The sequence below is a fragment of the Streptomyces sp. NBC_01446 genome (assembly GCF_026340095.1).
Classification (GTDB): Bacteria; Actinomycetota; Actinomycetes; order Streptomycetales; family Streptomycetaceae; genus Streptomyces; species Streptomyces aureus.
Genome location: NZ_JAPEPO010000001.1, coordinates 409670 through 426067, shown reverse-complemented (window position 1 = coordinate 426067; position 16398 = coordinate 409670). Strand labels below are relative to the sequence as shown.

General features: G+C 69.4%; 16 protein-coding genes. 9 read left to right on the top strand and 7 right to left on the bottom strand.

Translation table 11 applies throughout. The features are described 5' to 3' along the window. Positions 1-172: 172 nt before the first annotated feature. The 3 genes from OG456_RS01920 (at position 173) to OG456_RS01910 (ending at position 4438) form a co-directional block, all read left to right on the top strand. The gene (locus OG456_RS01920; RefSeq protein WP_266556586.1) at positions 173-1735 is read left to right on the top strand and encodes a succinic semialdehyde dehydrogenase; all 1563 of its coding nucleotides are present in this window, start codon (positions 173-175) and stop codon (positions 1733-1735) included. 153 nt (positions 1736-1888) lie between these two features. After that, a complete protein-coding gene (locus OG456_RS01915; RefSeq protein ID WP_266556584.1) occupies positions 1889-3052 on the top strand; it encodes an acyl-CoA dehydrogenase family protein in 1164 nt (387 codons plus the stop codon). Positions 3053-3493: 441 nt separating this feature from the next. Then, positions 3494-4438, top strand: coding sequence for a TauD/TfdA family dioxygenase (locus OG456_RS01910; protein ID WP_266556582.1), 945 nt, complete (start codon positions 3494-3496; stop codon positions 4436-4438). A 102-nt stretch (positions 4439-4540) separates the two neighbouring features. Here the strand turns inward: OG456_RS01910 and OG456_RS01905 are convergent, their stop codons facing one another. The 4 genes from OG456_RS01905 to OG456_RS01890 all read right to left on the bottom strand — a co-directional run bounded on the left by OG456_RS01905 (position 4541) and on the right by OG456_RS01890 (position 8616). After that, positions 4541-5995 (bottom strand): amino acid permease, encoded by a 1455-nt coding sequence (locus OG456_RS01905; RefSeq protein WP_266556580.1) that lies wholly within the window; start codon positions 5993-5995, stop codon positions 4541-4543. A 142-nt stretch (positions 5996-6137) separates the two neighbouring features. After that, complete coding sequence (locus OG456_RS01900; RefSeq protein WP_266556578.1) at positions 6138-7283, bottom strand: aminotransferase class V-fold PLP-dependent enzyme; 1146 nt, start codon at positions 7281-7283, stop codon at positions 6138-6140. 146 nt (positions 7284-7429) lie between these two features. Next, positions 7430-7966: a helix-turn-helix domain-containing protein gene (locus OG456_RS01895; protein ID WP_266556576.1), complete on the bottom strand. Its 537-nt coding sequence runs from the start codon at positions 7964-7966 to the stop codon at positions 7430-7432. A gap of 92 nt (positions 7967-8058) precedes the next feature. After that, the gene (locus tag OG456_RS01890; RefSeq protein WP_266556574.1) at positions 8059-8616 is read right to left on the bottom strand and encodes a TetR/AcrR family transcriptional regulator; all 558 of its coding nucleotides are present in this window, start codon (positions 8614-8616) and stop codon (positions 8059-8061) included. Positions 8617-8693: 77 nt separating this feature from the next. Here OG456_RS01890 and OG456_RS01885 point away from each other — a divergent pair, with 77 nt between their 5' ends. Next, on the top strand, positions 8694-10085 hold the full coding sequence (locus OG456_RS01885; protein ID WP_266556572.1) for a carboxypeptidase regulatory-like domain-containing protein: 1392 nt from the start codon (positions 8694-8696) through the stop codon (positions 10083-10085). A 331-nt stretch (positions 10086-10416) separates the two neighbouring features. Here OG456_RS01885 and OG456_RS01880 read toward each other — a convergent pair whose 3' ends face one another. Then, complete coding sequence (locus OG456_RS01880; protein ID WP_266556570.1) at positions 10417-11625, bottom strand: transposase; 1209 nt, start codon at positions 11623-11625, stop codon at positions 10417-10419. Next, entirely contained in the window at positions 11622-12059 is a 438-nt protein-coding gene (gene tnpA / locus OG456_RS01875) for an IS200/IS605 family transposase (RefSeq protein WP_266556568.1), read from the bottom strand. The genes OG456_RS01880 and tnpA overlap by 4 nt, the downstream gene beginning before the upstream one ends. A 491-nt stretch (positions 12060-12550) precedes the next feature. On the opposite strand from tnpA, the gene OG456_RS01870 reads away from it, so the two are divergent. Then, complete coding sequence (locus OG456_RS01870; RefSeq protein WP_266556566.1) at positions 12551-13081, top strand: TerD family protein; 531 nt, start codon at positions 12551-12553, stop codon at positions 13079-13081. Positions 13082-13152: 71 nt separating this feature from the next. On the opposite strand, the gene OG456_RS01865 is transcribed toward OG456_RS01870, so the two are convergent. After that, positions 13153-14040 (bottom strand): helix-turn-helix transcriptional regulator, encoded by an 888-nt coding sequence (locus OG456_RS01865; RefSeq protein ID WP_266556564.1) that lies wholly within the window; start codon positions 14038-14040, stop codon positions 13153-13155. Between the two features lie 233 nt (positions 14041-14273). Here OG456_RS01865 and OG456_RS01860 point away from each other — a divergent pair, with 233 nt between their 5' ends. The 4 genes from OG456_RS01860 (at position 14274) to OG456_RS01845 (ending at position 16272) form a co-directional block, all read left to right on the top strand. Next, entirely contained in the window at positions 14274-14597 is a 324-nt protein-coding gene (locus tag OG456_RS01860) for a carboxymuconolactone decarboxylase family protein (protein WP_266556562.1), read from the top strand. Between the two features lie 75 nt (positions 14598-14672). Continuing rightward, a complete protein-coding gene (locus OG456_RS01855; RefSeq protein ID WP_266556560.1) occupies positions 14673-15077 on the top strand; it encodes a cupin domain-containing protein in 405 nt (134 codons plus the stop codon). A gap of 50 nt (positions 15078-15127) precedes the next feature. Further along, on the top strand, positions 15128-15961 hold the full coding sequence (locus OG456_RS01850) for an alcohol dehydrogenase catalytic domain-containing protein (RefSeq protein ID WP_266556558.1): 834 nt from the start codon (positions 15128-15130) through the stop codon (positions 15959-15961). Positions 15962-16017: 56 nt separating this feature from the next. Next, a complete protein-coding gene (locus OG456_RS01845) occupies positions 16018-16272 on the top strand; it encodes a LapA family protein (RefSeq protein ID WP_266556556.1) in 255 nt (84 codons plus the stop codon). Positions 16273-16398: the final 126 nt, after the last annotated feature.

Here is a 16398-nt window from a genome sequence, read left to right as displayed (position 1 = left end):
GACCACGGAGCAGGACCAGATCCCCGCGCCTGACGGTCCGGCGCCTGACAGCTCAACCCCTGACGGTCCGGCGCCTGACAGCTCAACGCCCGACGGTGCAGCGCCTGACAGGCCCGTGCCCAACAGCCCCGCGCCTCCCAGTCCTGTGACGACGAGCTCTCGACCCGCGTGGGTGACGGACGAGTTGATCACGCAGTGGTGCGCGTGGGTGCGCCGGGACGTGTCGCGACGCGGGCCCGGCAGTGCCGAGCCCGTGACCGCGGTCGCACCGTTCGACCTGACGCCGATCGCGGCCGTTCCCGCGTGCGCCCCGGAGGACGTCTCGGCGGCGGTGGCCGGTGCCCGGGCGGAGCAGCCGGAGTGGGCGGGGACGCCGCTGAGGCGCCGCGGCGATGTGGTGCTCGCCTTCCACGACCTGCTGTTGGAACGGCAGGACCAGGTGATCGATCTGATCCAGTGGGAGACGGGCAAGGCGCGGTATCACGCCTGGCAGGAGGTGGCCCAGGTCGCGGCGATCGCCAGACACTACGCGCGGCGTGCCCGGCACTACCTGGCCCCCCACCACGTGCGCGGGATGGTGCCCGGCCTGACGAAGGTCAAGGAGGTGCGGGTGCCGAAGGGTGTCGTCGGCGTCATCTCTCCGTGGAACTACCCCCTCTACCTCGGTGTCGGCGATGTGCTGCCGGCCCTGATGGCCGGCAACGCCGTGGTCTCCAAGGCGGATTCCCAGACCGCGTTGACCATGTTGTGGACTCGTGCCCTGATGGCGGAGGCCGGGCTGCCGACCGGTCTGTGGCGGATCGTGGCCGGTCCCGGGGCCGAGGTGGGGACCGCCCTGGTCGACGCCGTCGACTTCGTCTGCTTCACCGGGTCGACCGCCACAGGACGCACCGTCGCGGAGCGTGCCGCGCGGCGACTGGTCGGCGCCTCCCTCGAACTCGGCGGCAAGAACCCGCTGATCGTGCGTGAGGACGCAGACGTGGCCGCCGCGGCGACCGGCACGGTGGTGGCGGCCTTCGCCAACACCGGGCAGATGTGCATCCATATCGAACGCGTCTATGTGCACGAGAAGGTCTACGAAGCCTTCCGCGCCGAGCTCGTCCGGGCGACGCGGGCGCTTCGGCTCGGGCGGTCCTACGACTACGCGGTGAACGTCGGGTCACTGACGTCGGCGGCGCAGCTCGCGGCCGTCGAGGCACATGTCGACGGTGCGGTGGCCGAGGGGGCGACCGTACTCGTGGGTGGCCGGGCCCGTCCCGACATCGGCCCGCTCTTCTACGAACCGACCGTCCTCGAAGGCGTCACGCACGGGATGGCCGTGTGCGACGAGGAGACGTTCGGCCCGGTGCTCTCCCTCTACGCCTACGGAGCGGACAGTGAGGCTGTGGACCTGGCCAACCAAGGAGCCTACGGACTGTCGGCGTCGATCTGGTCGAAGGACTCCCGCGAAGCCGGCCGGATGGCGGTGCGGATCCGCGCCGGGTCGGTCAACGTCAACGACGGTGCCGCGGCGGCGGCCGGCAGCATCGAGGCCGGGATGGGCGGCATGGGCGAGAGCGGACTCGGCAGGCGCCACGGGGCCGAGGGAATCCGCAAGTACACCGAGAGTCAGACGATCGCCACACAGCGGCTCCTGCCGCTCGGACCGCCGAAGCCCGGGCAGAGCGGCGTGGAGCGCTTCGTTCGCCGCACCAACGGACAGCTGGCCCTGCTGCGTCGGCTCGGTGTGCGATGAGCGGCGACACGTCGCCCGTGGGGGCCGGCCCGGCGCTGAAGCCCGTGCTCGTTCCGACCCGTTGACCGTTCTCCTCACCCATTCCTTCTTCCGTCCTCGTTCCCCTGCTCTCTTCGTGCCGCATGCACGAGTTCAGTTCAGATCGGAGTCCTGATGGCCAGTGCGATCTTCGGTGAACGGTCGCTCTACGGCGAAGACCACGAACTCCTGCGAGGGACGGTTCGCGCGTTCGTCGACAAGCACGCCGCGCCGCACGCCGAGCGGTGGAGGGCCGAGGGCAAGGTCGACCGCGAACTCTTCGAGGAGGCCGCCCGGGCCGGCATTCTCGGCTTCAACATCCCTGAGGAGTACGGCGGCGGCGGGATCACCGACTTCCGCTTCAACGCGCTGATCGGCGAGGAGTTCTCCCGCCATCCCGTGTCGGACGGCCTCGCCGGGGTGGGTCTTTCCAGCGATATCGTCGTGCCCTACTTCACCGACCTGACCGACGACGAGCAGAAGGCCCGCTGGCTGCCGGGCATCGCCGCCGGGACGCTCATCGTCGCGGTCGCGATGACCGAGCCGGGAACCGGGAGCGACCTGGCCGGCATCGCCACCACCGCCGTCCGAGACGGCGACGACTATGTGGTCAACGGCAGCAAGGTCTTCATCTCCAACGGCCAGAACGCCGACCTGGTCGTCACCGCCGTACGGACCGGCCCGGACCGCCACGGCGGGATCAGCCTGCTGGTCATCGAGGCGGATCGGCCGGGCTTCTCGCGGGGGCGCAACCTGGAGAAGGTCGGCCTGCACGCCCAGGACACCAGCGAGTTGTTCTTCCAGGACCTCCGCGTGCCCGCCGCCAACCTTCTCGGAGAGGAGGGCTCCGGCTTCAAGGCACTGATGCGCAAGCTTCCCCAGGAGCGGATCTCGATCGCCGCCAACGCCCTGGCTTCCATCGAAGGTGTGCTGGAGCGGACCGTGGAGTACGTCAGGGAGCGCAAGGCGTTCGGCCGGTCCATCGGCTCCTTCCAGAACACCCGCTTCCAACTGGCCGACATGGTCACCACCGCCCGTGTGGGCCGCGCCTACATCGACGATCTGCTCGCCAGGCACTCCCGCGGCGAACTCAGCGCCGTGGACGCCGCGTCGGCGAAGTTCTGGGCCACGGAGAATTACGTCGACATCGTCGGGCGCTGCCTCCAACTGCACGGCGCCTACGGCTACATGCTCGAATACCGCATCGCACACGACTACCTCGACTCGCGCATCAGCACCATCTACGGCGGCACCACGGAGATCATGAAGGAGATCGTCGCGCGCGACCTGGGTCTGTAGGACCCGTCGGCCCATTGCCGAATCCGGCCTGGCTCCCGGGGAGCCAGGCCGCGGGCTCGTGCCGCACGAGCCACTGAACGCAAAGCCGAGCACTTGCTCACGTTCGTGCGCGTAGCGATGCCCTCCTATGGCACGGATCTCCCATGATGGACGCGTGGTGTCGGCCCGCAGGGCTCTGCGTTAGGGTGACCGACATGCAGACGCACTCGAACTTCCGTGAGGATGAGCCGCAGCACAGCGGCCCCCGCGGTGAGTGCGCGCCCCGCGGATACGGCTTTCTGCGCCGCCGCGGCCGGGTGGGTTCGCCCCCGGCGTCTTCCTGTCGCTGAATCCGCCGTAAGCCTGCGTATTCGGGCCTGAGCATTCCCGTACCGGTTCCCGGAAACGTCGCGTCGCGCCGTCCGCCGCCGGCCCTTCTTTTGAGCTTCGAAGGAGTTCGCCATGTCGCTCACCCATGACGTCGCCCCCGTATCAGCCCTGCGCGACCACCGAATCCCCGCCGACGGCCTGTACGAGGGCACGCGCATCCTCGATCGCCTGCCGGACGGTGTGCGGGAGCGGCCGTACGAGCGTTTCGAACTCGTTCCGCAGGGCCGCGTCATCGGAGCGGAGATCCGCGGCCTCGACCTCTCGCGGCCCTTGTCCCTCGCGGTGCGGGAGGAACTGAACCGTGCGTTCCTCGAATGGAAGGTGCTCTTCTTCCGCGGCCAGCACCTGACGTCCGACGCACAGCGTCAATTCGCCCGCAACTGGGGTGAGTTGGAGACCAATCCGCTGCTCGCCCAAGGTGATGCCGACGACGTGGTCCGCTTCGACAAGTCGGCCGGCGCCGTTCCCACCTACGAGAACGTCTGGCACACGGACGTCACCTTCCGTGAACGCCCGGCCCTGGGTGCCGTGTTGCAGCTGCGGGAGGTGCCGCCGGTCGGGGGCGACACGATGTGGGCGGACATGGCGGCCGCGTACGACAACCTGCCGGTCGGGGTGCGTGAGCGGATCGACGGCGCGAGTGCCGTCCACGACTTCCTTCCGGGCTTCGCGCGCTTCTACCCGCCGGAGCAACTTGCCCCGTTCCAGGAGCAGTTCCCGCCCGTCCAGCACCCTGTGGTGCGTCGCCACCCGGAGACCGGACGCCGGATGCTGTTCGTCAACACCTCCTTCACCACCCGGATCATCGGCCTCGAGCGTCCGGAGAGCGACCACCTGCTCCGGCTGCTCTTCCAGCAGGCCCACGTCCCGGAGTTCCAGGTGCGGTTCCGCTGGCAGGCGGGCGACGTCGCCTTCTGGGACAACCGCGCGACCCAGCACTACGCCGTCAACGACTACGCGCCGTACCCCCGGGTCGCCGAACGCGTGGCGATCGCCGGGGACCGTCCGTTCGCCTGAGCTGCCGCGCGGCGGCATGACCGCGGGTGCTCGTTCGGCGACGTGCCGCAGTTCCGTGCGAGGGGGCGAGAGGCCGGGTCGCCGGCGCTACCGAGCGCGGCGTCAGCTCGGCCCCGCCTCCGCACCGGACGGCCCATCGATGAGCAGCGCCTCGCCGTGAGTGTCAGGGAGGCGGGCGTCGGAACGCTCGGGCAGCAACGTGCTGTCCGGCAGTGGTTCCGCCGTCTCGTAGCGCCGAGCGCCGAAGCGGTACACGACGATGAGCAGCGCGAAGAACGGGAGGCCGGCCTTCCAGGAGTCCTCCAGACCCTCGATGAACGCCGTGGAGACCAGGATCGCGGCCAGCGCGAGCGCCGCCGCGACGGTGGTGAACGGGGCGCCGCGCAGCCGGGCCGGGGAGGAGGGGAGGTCGTGGCGTGCGCGGTGGCGGCGGAACATCAGGTGCGTGGCGAGGATGAGGATCCACACGACCAGCGCCCCGAACACCGAGATGCCGAAGAGCAGGACGTACGCCGTGTCCTCGGAGTGGACCGAGAGGATGGCGGCGGCGCCCAGGCCGAGCCCGGAGACGGCGAGTGCTCGGTGAGGGACTCCGCCGCGGCCGACCCGTGCGAACGTCCGTGGCGCGTGCCGGTCCACCGCCAGGGAGTGGATCATGCGGGTTGCCAGGTAGGTGTTGGCGTTGGCGCTGGAGAGCGCCGCGGTCAGGACCACGAAGTTCATGATGCCCGCGGCGGCCGGGATCCCGGCGACGTCGAAGAGCTGGACGAAGGGGCTCGCCGTGACGTCCCCGCCCGCCGCCGTGCGCGACCACGGCACGACGGTGACCACCACCGCCATGGCCAGAACGTAGAAGAGCGCGAGTCGCACGACCATCCGCCGGGCGGCACGCGGGATGTCCCGCACCGGGTTCTCGGACTCGGCGGCGGTCACCGCGATGATCTCGGTGCCGATGTAGCTGAAGATCACGAAGACGAAGGCGGTGCCCAGGCCGCTCATGCCGTGCGGAAGGAGACCGCCGGGCCCCGAGAGGTTCGAGGTGCCGACCGCCGTGTGGCCGGGCAGGCCGAGGAAGACGTAGGCGCAACCGAGCAGGACGAAGACGCCGATCGCCGTGATCTTGATGGTGGAGAACCAGTACTCCAGGCGGCCGAAGACCCCGACGGTCAGTGCGTTCGCCGCCAGGAGCAGCAGTGAGGACGCCACCACCGGTGCCCACAGCGGCAGTTCGGGCCACCAGAAACGGACGTAGATGCCGACGGCGATGACCTCGCCGCCGATCGCGATCACCTGGATCGTCCAGTACGTCCAGCGGATCACGAAGCCGGCCAGCGGGCCGAGATAGTGGCGGCCGATGGTGCCGAACGAGCCGGTCGCCGGGTGTACGGCGGTCATCTCGGCCAGCGCCCAGCCGATCACCAGGGCGATCAACGCGCAGAGCACGTACGCGATCACGGCGGCGGGCCCCGCGGCGGAGATGGCGAGACCCGAGCCGAGGAACAGGCCCGTTCCGATGGCGCCGCCCAGGCCCATCATGCTGAGCTGACGTCCGGTCAAGGACCGTCTCAGGCCATGGTCTTGGCCGTCGGCACCAGTGCTCTGATGCGGGCCAGTGGTGGGGGAGGGGGCGGCCGTTGGGCTGCTTCCGGCGTCGTCGGGCATGTCACTCGCTCCGTGGGGTGCGGTGTTCCTGGACGTGCTACTGGGCGCGTATCTCGCCGAGCGCGTCGACAAGTGCGTCGACGTCGGACGGGGTGTTGTAGTAGTGGAAGGAGACGCGGAGCAGGGTGCCGCGCGGGCTGGTGACGATGCGGCGCTCGGCGAGCGCGGCAGCGAGCGCGTCCGGGGCGGGGTCGGTGATCGCCACTTGCGGGCCGCGCAGTTCCGGGTCGGCGGGCGAGGCAGGCGTCTCGCCGATCTCGGTCAGGCGTGTGTGGGCGTACGTGGTGAGCGCGCCGACGTGCGCCTCGATGTCCTTCGGGTCGACGTCGGCGAGGGTGCGAAGCCCGGCGGCGGCCGCGTACGCGGAGGGGATCGACGGGGTGCCGGTCTCGAAGCGGCGCGCGGTGTCCGGGAAGTCGAGGGAGCGCGGGTCGAAGCCGAAGGGGTCAACTCGCCCGAACCAGCCGGTCAGTTGAGGGTCCACGTCGTCGCGCAGGCCGCCGCGCGCGTAGAGGAACGCGATGCCGGGGACGCCGAGCAGATACTTCAGAGCACCGCACACCAGGTAGTCGCAGTCCAGCTCCCGTACGTCCACCGGGAGTACGCCCAGTCCCTGGTACGCGTCGACGAACACCCGCGCGCCGACCTCTCGTGCCGCCCGAACCGTCTCGGCCACCGGCAGCCGGACGCCGTTGCGGTAGGAGACGAGCGGCACGGAGACCAGCTTGGTCGAGTCGTCGATCGCGGCGGCGTAGTCCTCGGCGAGGACGGACCCTTCCCGCTCCGGAACATGACGCACCCGGGCGCCGCGTCGCTCCTGCGCCAGCCAGACGTGGGCGATGGACGGGAACTCCATGTCCGTGGTGATCAGGCCGGGGCGGCGCGACCAGTCCAGCGTGGACGCCACCTGGTAAGCGCCTTCGGAGGCGCAGCCGACCACCGCGATCTCGTCCGGCTGCGCGCCGATGTGGGCGGCGAACGCTTCGCGGGCGGCGTCCACTTGGGCCATCCACGCGCCCCAGGGCGCGCCCTGGCTGCGCATGGACCACTGGAACTCCTGCAGCGCCGTCAGTACGTGCTCGGAGGCTGCGCCCTGGCTGCAACTGGCCAGGTGGACCGTGTCCTTGAGGGAGGGGAATCGGGCGCGGAAACGCTCGGTGGCGTCGAGGGGCACGAGGGACACGGGGCAGCTCGCATTTCAATCACGGTGAAATTGTTCAGTGCGAGTGATCGAAGCAGCCGAGTCATGTGCCCGTCAATGGGTGGGAGGCCGGCCATCGATTCGGGGCCGGCCGTCAACTTGTGAGAATCACCTACGCGTTGCGAGGGTCACCGGCTCGGCGGTGTCACGCTCACCAGGAACCGTGCGGGCTCGCTGCCCTCGTTGACGTAGCGGTGCGGGACTCGGGAGTCGAAGGTGCAGCTGTCCCCGGGCCCCAGCTCGTGGCGGCTCTCGCCCGCCTCGACGACCAGGCTGCCGCTCAGCACCACGACGCACTCCTCCGAGGGGTGGCTGTAGCGCTCCTCCGAGGACGCCCCGCCCGGCTCCAGCGCGCCCTCAAGCACCTCGAGGCGCGCGGAGCCGGCCGACACACGTGTGTACTCGACCCCGCCCTGCGGCGAACGCACCACGATCCGGCGCTCGCGCCGCACCAGAGCGACGTCATCCGGATCGTCCTGCCGGAACAGGTCGAAAAGGGGGAGCCCGAGGGCGGCGGAGAGCCTGCGCAGCGTCTCCAAGCTGGGATCGGTCAGGCCGCGTTCGACCTGACTGACCAGACCGGTCGACACCCCGGCGCGCGAGGCCAGGTCCCGTACGGTCATCTTGCGGGACTGGCGCAGCTCGCGTATCCGGTTGCCGATCACGCGGTGAGGGTAGCCCAGGCGCGTTCTCGCGGGCGGAACGGTGCCTCGCCCTCCCGGTTCTCCCGCGGTCCATGCCACGATGGTGCGCCGGTTCACCGCCTCGGCTCGACCACCGACTCGATGAGATGGAAGGCCGCAGCGTCGGTGCGGGCCGCGTCATCGGTCACCAGGCGGTCCTGGCACAGGCCTCGTAGGCCGGAGACGAGGAGAGTCGCCCGTTCGCGGGCCACCTTCCTCGGGTGGCCCAGGCGCCCGACGGCGTCCGCGATCGGGCCGATCATGACCTCGACGGTCTCGCGGGCCAGATCTCCGTACTCGTCCGGATCGGTCGCGGCCAGACTCAGGAGCTGGAGCAGTATCCGGACGGGTCCGGCCTGCTCGCCCACGGTGATCGCCTTCCACAGTGCCCGGGCCGACCGGCGCAGATCCGCCGCGTCCTCGACCGTGTCGAACATCGCGTGGGCATCGGGTCGGCTTGCCGCCAGGGCCCGGGCCAGCAGATTCCCCCGGCTGCCGAAGTAGTAGAGCAGCATGCGCTTCGTCGTGCCGATCTCCTCGGCGAGCGGGCTCAGCGAGAGGTCCGCGAGGCCGTGGCGCTGCACGTACTCCACCACTTGACCGAGGAGTTCGGCACGCTTCTCGGTGTTCATAGGACGGGACACAGTTTGAACGTACCGCACGGTACATGTATCGTCCAATCGTTGTTTGTGTGCCGATCGGTACATCCATGGATGCGGGAACGGAGCGCGACACGGTGGAGAACGGCACACGACCGCGCGGGGCGGTGGCGAAGGCCCTGGCCGAGGCCGCCTGGTTCCCCGCGGTCCTCTTTCTGGGCGTGATCTTCTTCTTCGCGCCCGCCCTGCACGCCCCCGGACCACACCACGTGAAGGTGGTCGTGGCCGGAGGCGCCGAGGCGGACCGGGTCGAGGCGAAGCTGCGCGCGCAGACCGCCGGCGGATTCGACGTCACGGCCGTGACAGGTCGGGAGCGGGCGCGGCAGGCCGTCCTGGACCGGGGCGCCTTCGCGGGCTACGCCGTCGACGGGGGGCACCCGGTGCTCTACGTCGCGAAGGCCAACGGCGCCTCGCTGGAACAGACGTTGATCACGTCCTTCAGCAAGGTCACCGGCACGGCGGACACGCTCACGGTTCGCGACGTCGCACCGACCACGGCCAAGGACCCGATGGGCTCGACCGTGCTCTACTTCGGCATCGCATGGAACATCCCGGCCTACATCCTCGCCACGACGTTGCTGCGCGCGGTCACCCTCAACCGTCGCCGCAAGCTGCTGGCCCTGACGGTCGTCGCCGCGCTGTTCAGCACCGTCGGCTACGCGGTGGGGGTCGGCCTGGGCTACCTGAACCCCGAACCGTCCGTGATGGCGGTCGCCTTCCTGCTCACCACGGCGGTGGCCACGACCGCATCCGGACTCGCGCCCTTCACCGGCCGGTTCCTGCCCGCGGTCGGCATGACGCTCTTCATCGTCATGTCCATCCCCACGAGTGGAGGCGCGGTGCCCGCACCACTGCTGCCGGAGTTCTATCAGGCCGTGCACGCCGTCATGCCCTTGGCGAACGCCATCGACGCGCTGCGCGGCATCTTGTACTTCGGCGGCGCGGGCGTACTCAAGCCGGTCCTCGTGCTGTGCGGCTGGATCGCCGGAGGTGCAGCGCTCCTCGCACTCGACGCTGGGCGCCATAGGCGTGCCGCGCTTGCGGAAGCGGTCACCGAGCCGCCCGCGGACGACCCCGCTCTCGAGACGCCCGTACCCACCGCGCTCCCGGTGCACCGCCACCACTTCGGCGAACCGGTGCCCGCGCTGGCCGGCACGGTCCGCGACGTCGACCAAGAGCCGGTGCGCGGCGCGGTGGTGGTCGTTCTGGACAGCAGAGGGCGGCAACTGGTCAGCACTGTCACGGACGAACAGGGACGCTACGCCGTCGCGGGTCTGCCCGAAGGGCATCTCGGCATCGTGGCGTCGGCGCCCGGGCGGCACCCTCTGGCCCTCCGCAAGTTGCTGCGGGCGGGCGAGACGGTGGACGCGGACTTCACGCTGCGGGGGCGCGAGGAAAGCGCGGTCGGCGCCGAACCCGGCAGACTCACGGTCTCCCGCTGACTGCGATTGCTCGGAGCGGAGTGAACTTCTTTCCTTGACCCGCACGGTCACGGCGACGTCGGTGTGGCGGAGGGGCACGTTGAGGCTCTCGTAGAGGTCGGCGAGGAGATCGTTGTGGGAGGCGCGGGCCACCGCCACGTTGAAGGGCAGATCACGCCGATGAATGCTTTCGCCGGCAGGTGGCCCCGTCTGCACTTCGCACCCTCCGACGAGATCGTGAGAGCCGACCGGAGCGTTCTGCCCCGGCCGTCGACTGCGTTTTCACCGACGGCACCGCAAGCCTCGTGACTCCTCCCCCCGGGTAAATCCGGGGGGCTTCTCCTGTCGGTGGCTATGCCACGTCGGGAAGGACCAGCCCGGCCCTGAGTGCGACGTTCCAGGCGCCCACGCGGTCGGCGTGGTCGATGTGCTGGCATGAGGTGCACTGGAACTTTTCGCCGTCGCGGTTCTGCGCGTCCACGTGCCCGCATTCGGGGCAGGTGCGCGAGGTGTTGCGGGGGTCCACCGGGATCAATACACGAGCGGCGCTTTCAGCCTTCTGCGCGAGGATGCCCAGGAACACCCCCCAACCCGCGTCAAGAATGCTGCGGTTGAGTCCGGCCTTCGAGGCGGCGCCGTTCGCCAGGAACGCTCCGGGCATCTCGGGGTCGGGCTTCGGCTTGGGAGTGCGAACCATGTTCGCGATACTCAGCCGCTCGTGCGCGATCTGGTCGTAGTCGCCAACCAGGCAGAACGCGGCTTTGTGCGCGTGGTCCAGACGCTGACGGCGGACCTTGCGGTGCAGCTTGGCAACCTTCTCCACGGCCCGGCAGTGCTTGGCGGTGCGGGTCTCCCGCGTGCGCCGAGGGAACGCCTTGAGGGCACGCTGAGCCTCGGCGAGGGCGTCGGCGTTGCGCTTGCCGTGCCGGGGGTTTTCGACGTGCGCGCCCTGGGAGGTGGTGAAGAAGTGCGTGACACCCATGTCGATGCCGCACGCCGCGCCCGTGGCCGGCAGCGGCTCGGCGGCCACCTCGTCGCAGGCGAGGACGACATACCACTGCCGACCCTCGCGCTTGATGCTGACGGTCTTGACGCGACCCTTCACGGGCCGGTGCTGGTGCACGCGGACGTGCCCGACGCCTTGCAGGCGCACGCGGGTGACGGGGTCGTGCCCGGTGGAGTCCCACCGGCAGCCGTCGCCATCCTTGGGGAACTCCACCGTGTCGAACCACATCGCACCCCGAAACCGGGGATAGCCCGGCTTCTGTCCGGCCTTCACGCGCCGGAAGAACGCTTGGAACGCCTTGTCCAGACGGCGAAGCGTGGCCTGCTGGGAGGAGAACGACCAGCGGCCCTGACGCTCCGGGTCGAACGCGCGGACCTCCTTGAGCTGCGCGGACTGCTGCCCGTACTTGATGCTGGTCTTCGAGGCGTGCCGGTAGGCGTCACGGCGTTCCTGTAAGGCGCCGTTGTAGAGCGAGCAGTGATCACGCAGCATGTCGCCGAGCGCCTGGCGCTGGCGGACGGTGGGGCGAAGGAGGAACTTGTAGGCGCGTATCACGCCTGTCCCTCCGTCTGCTTCTTCGTCCAGGGCCGTTCCCACTGGGTGTTGATGTACTTCTCCACCGTGTGCGCGCTGACCGCGCCGACCGAGGCGACGAAGAACGACGACGACCACAGCGTGGGCATCTGCGACTTCAGGTGCACGAACTCCGAACGGAGCACGCGGGAGGTGAAGCCCTTGAACTGGTTCGCGACGTAGGACGCGGAAGCCTTCGGCTCGTGCTTGACGAACAGGTGCACGTGATCAGGCATCACCTCAAGGGCGATGATCTCCCAGCCCTTCTCTGCTGCCTTCGCCTCGATCAGCTCACGCAGCCGGACCGCGACACGGCCACCAAGAACCCGGCGACGGTGCTTCGGGCACCACACCACGTGCAGCCCCAAGTCGTACACGCCACCGGAGTACCGGCGAACCTTCCGCGTTACCGTCACCACGATCACTATACACACGGCACACATCTAGTCGTCTCAGGTCAACAGTGCAGACCCGTGCACCGAGTTGAGGTCAGAGCAGCCCTGAGAAGCGATTCCCCCCATGCCTAAAGGCACGGGTCCCCTCGCTAGATAGCTGATGGGACCTGAAAAACTTGGGCTGGTGCTGCCTTACCGTCTTCCTCATCTGCTGCGCCGCGCTACGGCTGATAAAGACCCCGGCGCGCCTCTGAAGGCGTGAACCCGGGTCGGCGTCCGTCTTGCTGCCACCGGTGAGCCGCAGCCCGATCCGGCCGCCCGTGAACTGGTCCACCTACGGCTTGATGACCTTTTGACCAGAACCACCCGGCGGTACCACCAGCGGCCGATGCCCTCATCGGGTGGTGATCCTCCGCTAAGAAAGCATCAACAGGCTTGCCGGCGGCCATACTTGAACATGCGGGGGATTCCCGTGGCGACGTCGTGTCGTGTCGTGACGTGGGGGAGGCGAAGTGACCAGCGCCAGCACAGGGCTTGGGAAGGTCGAGATACGGCTTCGGTGGGATCCGAGCCCGCTGGGGGAGTCGCCTCGCCATCTGGACATCATCGGCGCCGTCTACCCTGCGAACGCCCCTCAAGGGCGACCAGTGTACGTCGTCCACACCGAGAGCCGTTCTCCCGACGGCACCATCAACATGAGCCGCCACAGTGAGAATGGCCAGGGCTTCGGCTTCGTCGAGGTGATGGTCCTGGAGTTCGACCGGATGCCGTCCACCTCCGGGCGGGTGGTGGTGGGGGTGGCCATCCATCAGAGCGGCGGTACTCGAACGTTCGGTGAGATATCAAACGCCGGCGTGCAAGTCGTCGAGGGGTACAGGGAGCTCCTGGCGGACGACTTCGCGCAGGTGGCGGGGGCGACGGCCGCGACCGTCGCGGAGTTCACCCCGGATGACTCCGGAGCCTGGGCACTGCACGAGACGATCCGCGGGTTCGACAGCGACCCGGTGCGCTTCATGGCCGAGATGGGCGGCGACGGCTCGTAACGTGTGCCGGTCGGCTTGGCCGGACCCGCAGCCTGGGGGAGTGGCCCCTGCCTGGCAGCCGTCGGTAGTGGCTACGCCTCGCGGCTTTGCGGGCTGGGGGAAGGATGGGCGTCCTCGGTGGCGGCCCAGGCGGACAGCAGGCGCAGCGCGTCCTGATCGCGTGATCCCGGTTCGGCGCTGTAGACGGTCATGGTCAACCCGGGCTGGGCAGGCAGGGCCATGGCGTCGAAGTCCAGGCGCATCTCGCCGATCTCGGGGTGACGGAAGGGTTTGCTGCCTGTGTGGTGCAGGCGCACGTTGTGCTTGGCCCACGCGGTGCGGAACTCGTCGCTGCGCGTCACCAACTCCCCGATGAGCCCCGTCAGTTCGCCGTCGTGCAGAGCGCGTCCCGCCTCGGTGCGCAGCAGGGAGACGGTGGTGTTGAGCGAGGCCTCCCAGTCGGGGAAGAAGTCCCGGCCTGCGGGGTGGAGGAACTGGAAGCGGGCGATGTTGACCGGCCGCGGCGCGTCGGCGGCGAACAGCGGAGCGTAGAGAGCGCGGCCGAGCCGGTTCACCGCCAGGATGTCCAGGCGTCCGTTGCGGACGAAGGCCGGGGTGTCGGCCATGGAGTCCAGCACACGCTGGACGCTGGCGGGGATCGCGCCGCGTGGCTTCTTGGTACGGCGGGCTGGGCGCCCGCGCTGGGCGGCCGCCAGGTCATAGAGGTGGGCGCGCTCGGCCTCGTCGAGCTGGAGAGCGTTCGCGAGCGCGTCGAGGACCGCCTCCGATGCCCCGGCAAGATGGCCGCGCTCAAGGCGCACGTAGTAGTCGATGCTGACCCCGGCCAAGAGAGCGACTTCCTCGCGGCGCAGCCCCGGAACCCGGCGGTTTCCCCCGTAGGCGGGCAGTCCAGCCTGCTGGGGCGTGATCTTCGCGCGGCGGCTGGCGAGGAACTCGCGGATGTCCTGGGCCGTGTCCATGCAACCAGGCTAGGCGGGCTGCGCCGGGCCTGGGGGGTCCTGTCAGTACCTGTAACGACAGTACCTTCCGCACACGCGTGACCTGCGGTTCCGTAGGTATCGGCGGTACTCGGACAGCAGGCCCCGACGGGGCCGGGCGACTGGCTGCGGCTGCCGGACAGAGCCACTTCGCTCACCGTGAGAGGAGATGGCTCCATCAGGAACGTTGGCGAACCATTGCAAGGAGACATCACATGGCGAAGCAGTCCGCGCCACGGGAGCTGGCCGGGATCGCGCCGAAGCTGGTCGAGCTCACCGACGACGTGCTCTTCGGCGACGTATGGGAACGCCCCGAGCTGTCGCCGCGCGACCGCAGCCTGGTCACGGTGAGCGTGCTGGCCGCGCTCTACCGCAGCGAGCAGCTCCCGTACCACCTGGGCAAGGCCCTCGAGAACGGGCTGAGCGTCGAGGAGCTGTCCGAGGCGATCACGCACCTCGCCTTCTACGCGGGATGGCCCAACGCCATGACCGCGATCAACCAGCTCAAGCAGCTCGCCGACCGGCAGCCGCAAGTCTGACCCGTACCCCGACCCGTACACCCAACCCACACCCCTGACCCGTACACCCTGTGTGACGAAGGAGCGTTTCTCACCATGGAACTGCTGAAGAAGCAGCCGACGATGAAGCTGCCGGCCGAGTGGTTCACCGGCGACGCCTGGGCCGATGTCATCTACCGCGGAGAGGAGCCGTCGCAGGCCCGCGCCAACGCGGTGCACTTCGCGCCCGGCGCGCGCACCGCCTGGCACTCCCACGGCCTGGGCCAGACCCTCTACATCGTCGAGGGCATCGCCCTGATCCAGTCCCGCGGCGGCGACATCGTCGAGGCCCACCCCGGGGACGTGATCTGGACTCCGGCCGGCGAGGAGCACTGGCACGGTGCCGCCCCCGACCACTTCATGACGCACATCGCGCTGTGGGAGACCGACGACGTCGCCTGGCTGGAGCACGTCACGGACACCGAATACACCGGCGAGCGGCGCAGCACCCGCCGCCGCTGACCAGCCGACGCACCACCGACGCCGACGCACCACGGACAAGGAACACCACCATGCGCGGGGCCATCCTGCACGCACCCGGCGACGTGCGCTTCGAGGAGCGCGACGACCCGAAGATCATCAACCCGACCGACGCGGTCATCCGCACCGTGGCGACCTGCGTGTGCGGCTCGGACCTGTGGGACTACCGGGGGATCAACCCAGCCGGTGAGCCCACCCCGTTCGGGCACGAGTACGTCGGCGTGGTCGAGGAGGTCGGCAGCGACGTCAAGAACGTCCAGGTCGGCCAGTTCGTCATCGGCTCGTTCTTCGCCTCGGACAACACCTGCCCGAACTGCCGCAACGGCTACCAGACGAACTGCCTGCACCGCGAGTTCGTCGGCGCCGAGGGCTGCCAGGCCGAGCGCATCCGCGTCCCGCTGGCCGACGGAACCCTCGTGGCCACCCCCAAGCAGCCCGCCGAGGAGCACATCGCGAGCCTGCTGGCCTGCTCCGACGTCATGGGCACCGGCTGGCACGCGGCCGTCGCCGCCGAAGTACGCCCCGGTGACACGGTCGCCGTCGTCGGGGACGGCGCGGTGGGCCTGTGCGCGATCATCGCCGCCAAGGAACTCGGCTGTGGCTCTGCAGCCCCGACGCGAGCTTCGTCATCGGGGTCGCACTCCCTGTGGATGGTGGCTTCACCGCCCACTGAGCAGGCGGCCGCCCGACCGCCACGCACAACCTCGTCGATACGTTTGAGGAGACAAACAATGCACGGTTTTGACGCCTGCGTTCCGCCGACCCGCGCTCCCGGGATGGACGTCAGCGTTTCCTGCGGGGTGTGCACGCTGGGACACGTCCCCCTCCGGGCCGCGCTGACGGCCGGGAGCGGCATTGGCCTGTGATGACACGGCATCGGCCACAAGTCGACCGATGGGCCCAACCATAAGAAAATGAGGTCATGACTCAGAGCTCCGCGCAGGGGCATGGCCCGTCAACCGTGACGGTCAAAGGGCGCGCCATGCGGTTGCGCACCATTGGTTTCGTTGTCCTCGCCGCCCTGGCCATCTGGTTCATCGCGGCCAATACGGGATCTGTCACGATCAGGCTGTGGATCCCGAACATGACGCTCCCTCTCTGGAGTGTCCTTACCGTCACCCTCATCGTGGGCCTGCTGCTCGGCCTGTACATCGCGCGCCGTCGCGCCCGTCGCTGACGCGGATCCCGTGGCCTCGCTCGAAGGAACGGGCGCCGGGAGCGGCCGGCACCGGCTATCGGCAGCAGAGTGGTGCCGGCCCACCGCGGCAGGACAGGGATGCCGGAAGGCGGTGCTCGGTACGGC

Bases quoted from the DNA above. Each gene is read 5' to 3' on its own strand.
- OG456_RS01915 (WP_266556584.1), top strand. From the start codon at position 1,889: ATGGCCAGTGCGATCTTCGGTGAACGGTCGCTCTACGGCGAAGACCAC.
- OG456_RS01910 (WP_266556582.1), top strand. From the start codon at position 3,494: ATGTCGCTCACCCATGACGTCGCCCCCGTATCAGCCCTGCGCGACCAC.
- OG456_RS01890 (WP_266556574.1), bottom strand. From the start codon at position 8,616: ATGAACACCGAGAAGCGTGCCGAACTCCTCGGTCAAGTGGTGGAGTAC.
- OG456_RS01885 (WP_266556572.1), top strand. From the start codon at position 8,694: ATGGATGCGGGAACGGAGCGCGACACGGTGGAGAACGGCACACGACCG.
- OG456_RS01865 (WP_266556564.1), bottom strand. From the start codon at position 14,040: ATGGACACGGCCCAGGACATCCGCGAGTTCCTCGCCAGCCGCCGCGCG.
- OG456_RS01860 (WP_266556562.1), top strand. From the start codon at position 14,274: ATGGCGAAGCAGTCCGCGCCACGGGAGCTGGCCGGGATCGCGCCGAAG.
- OG456_RS01855 (WP_266556560.1), top strand. From the start codon at position 14,673: ATGGAACTGCTGAAGAAGCAGCCGACGATGAAGCTGCCGGCCGAGTGG.
- OG456_RS01850 (WP_266556558.1), top strand. From the start codon at position 15,128: ATGCGCGGGGCCATCCTGCACGCACCCGGCGACGTGCGCTTCGAGGAG.
- OG456_RS01845 (WP_266556556.1), top strand. From the start codon at position 16,018: ATGACTCAGAGCTCCGCGCAGGGGCATGGCCCGTCAACCGTGACGGTC.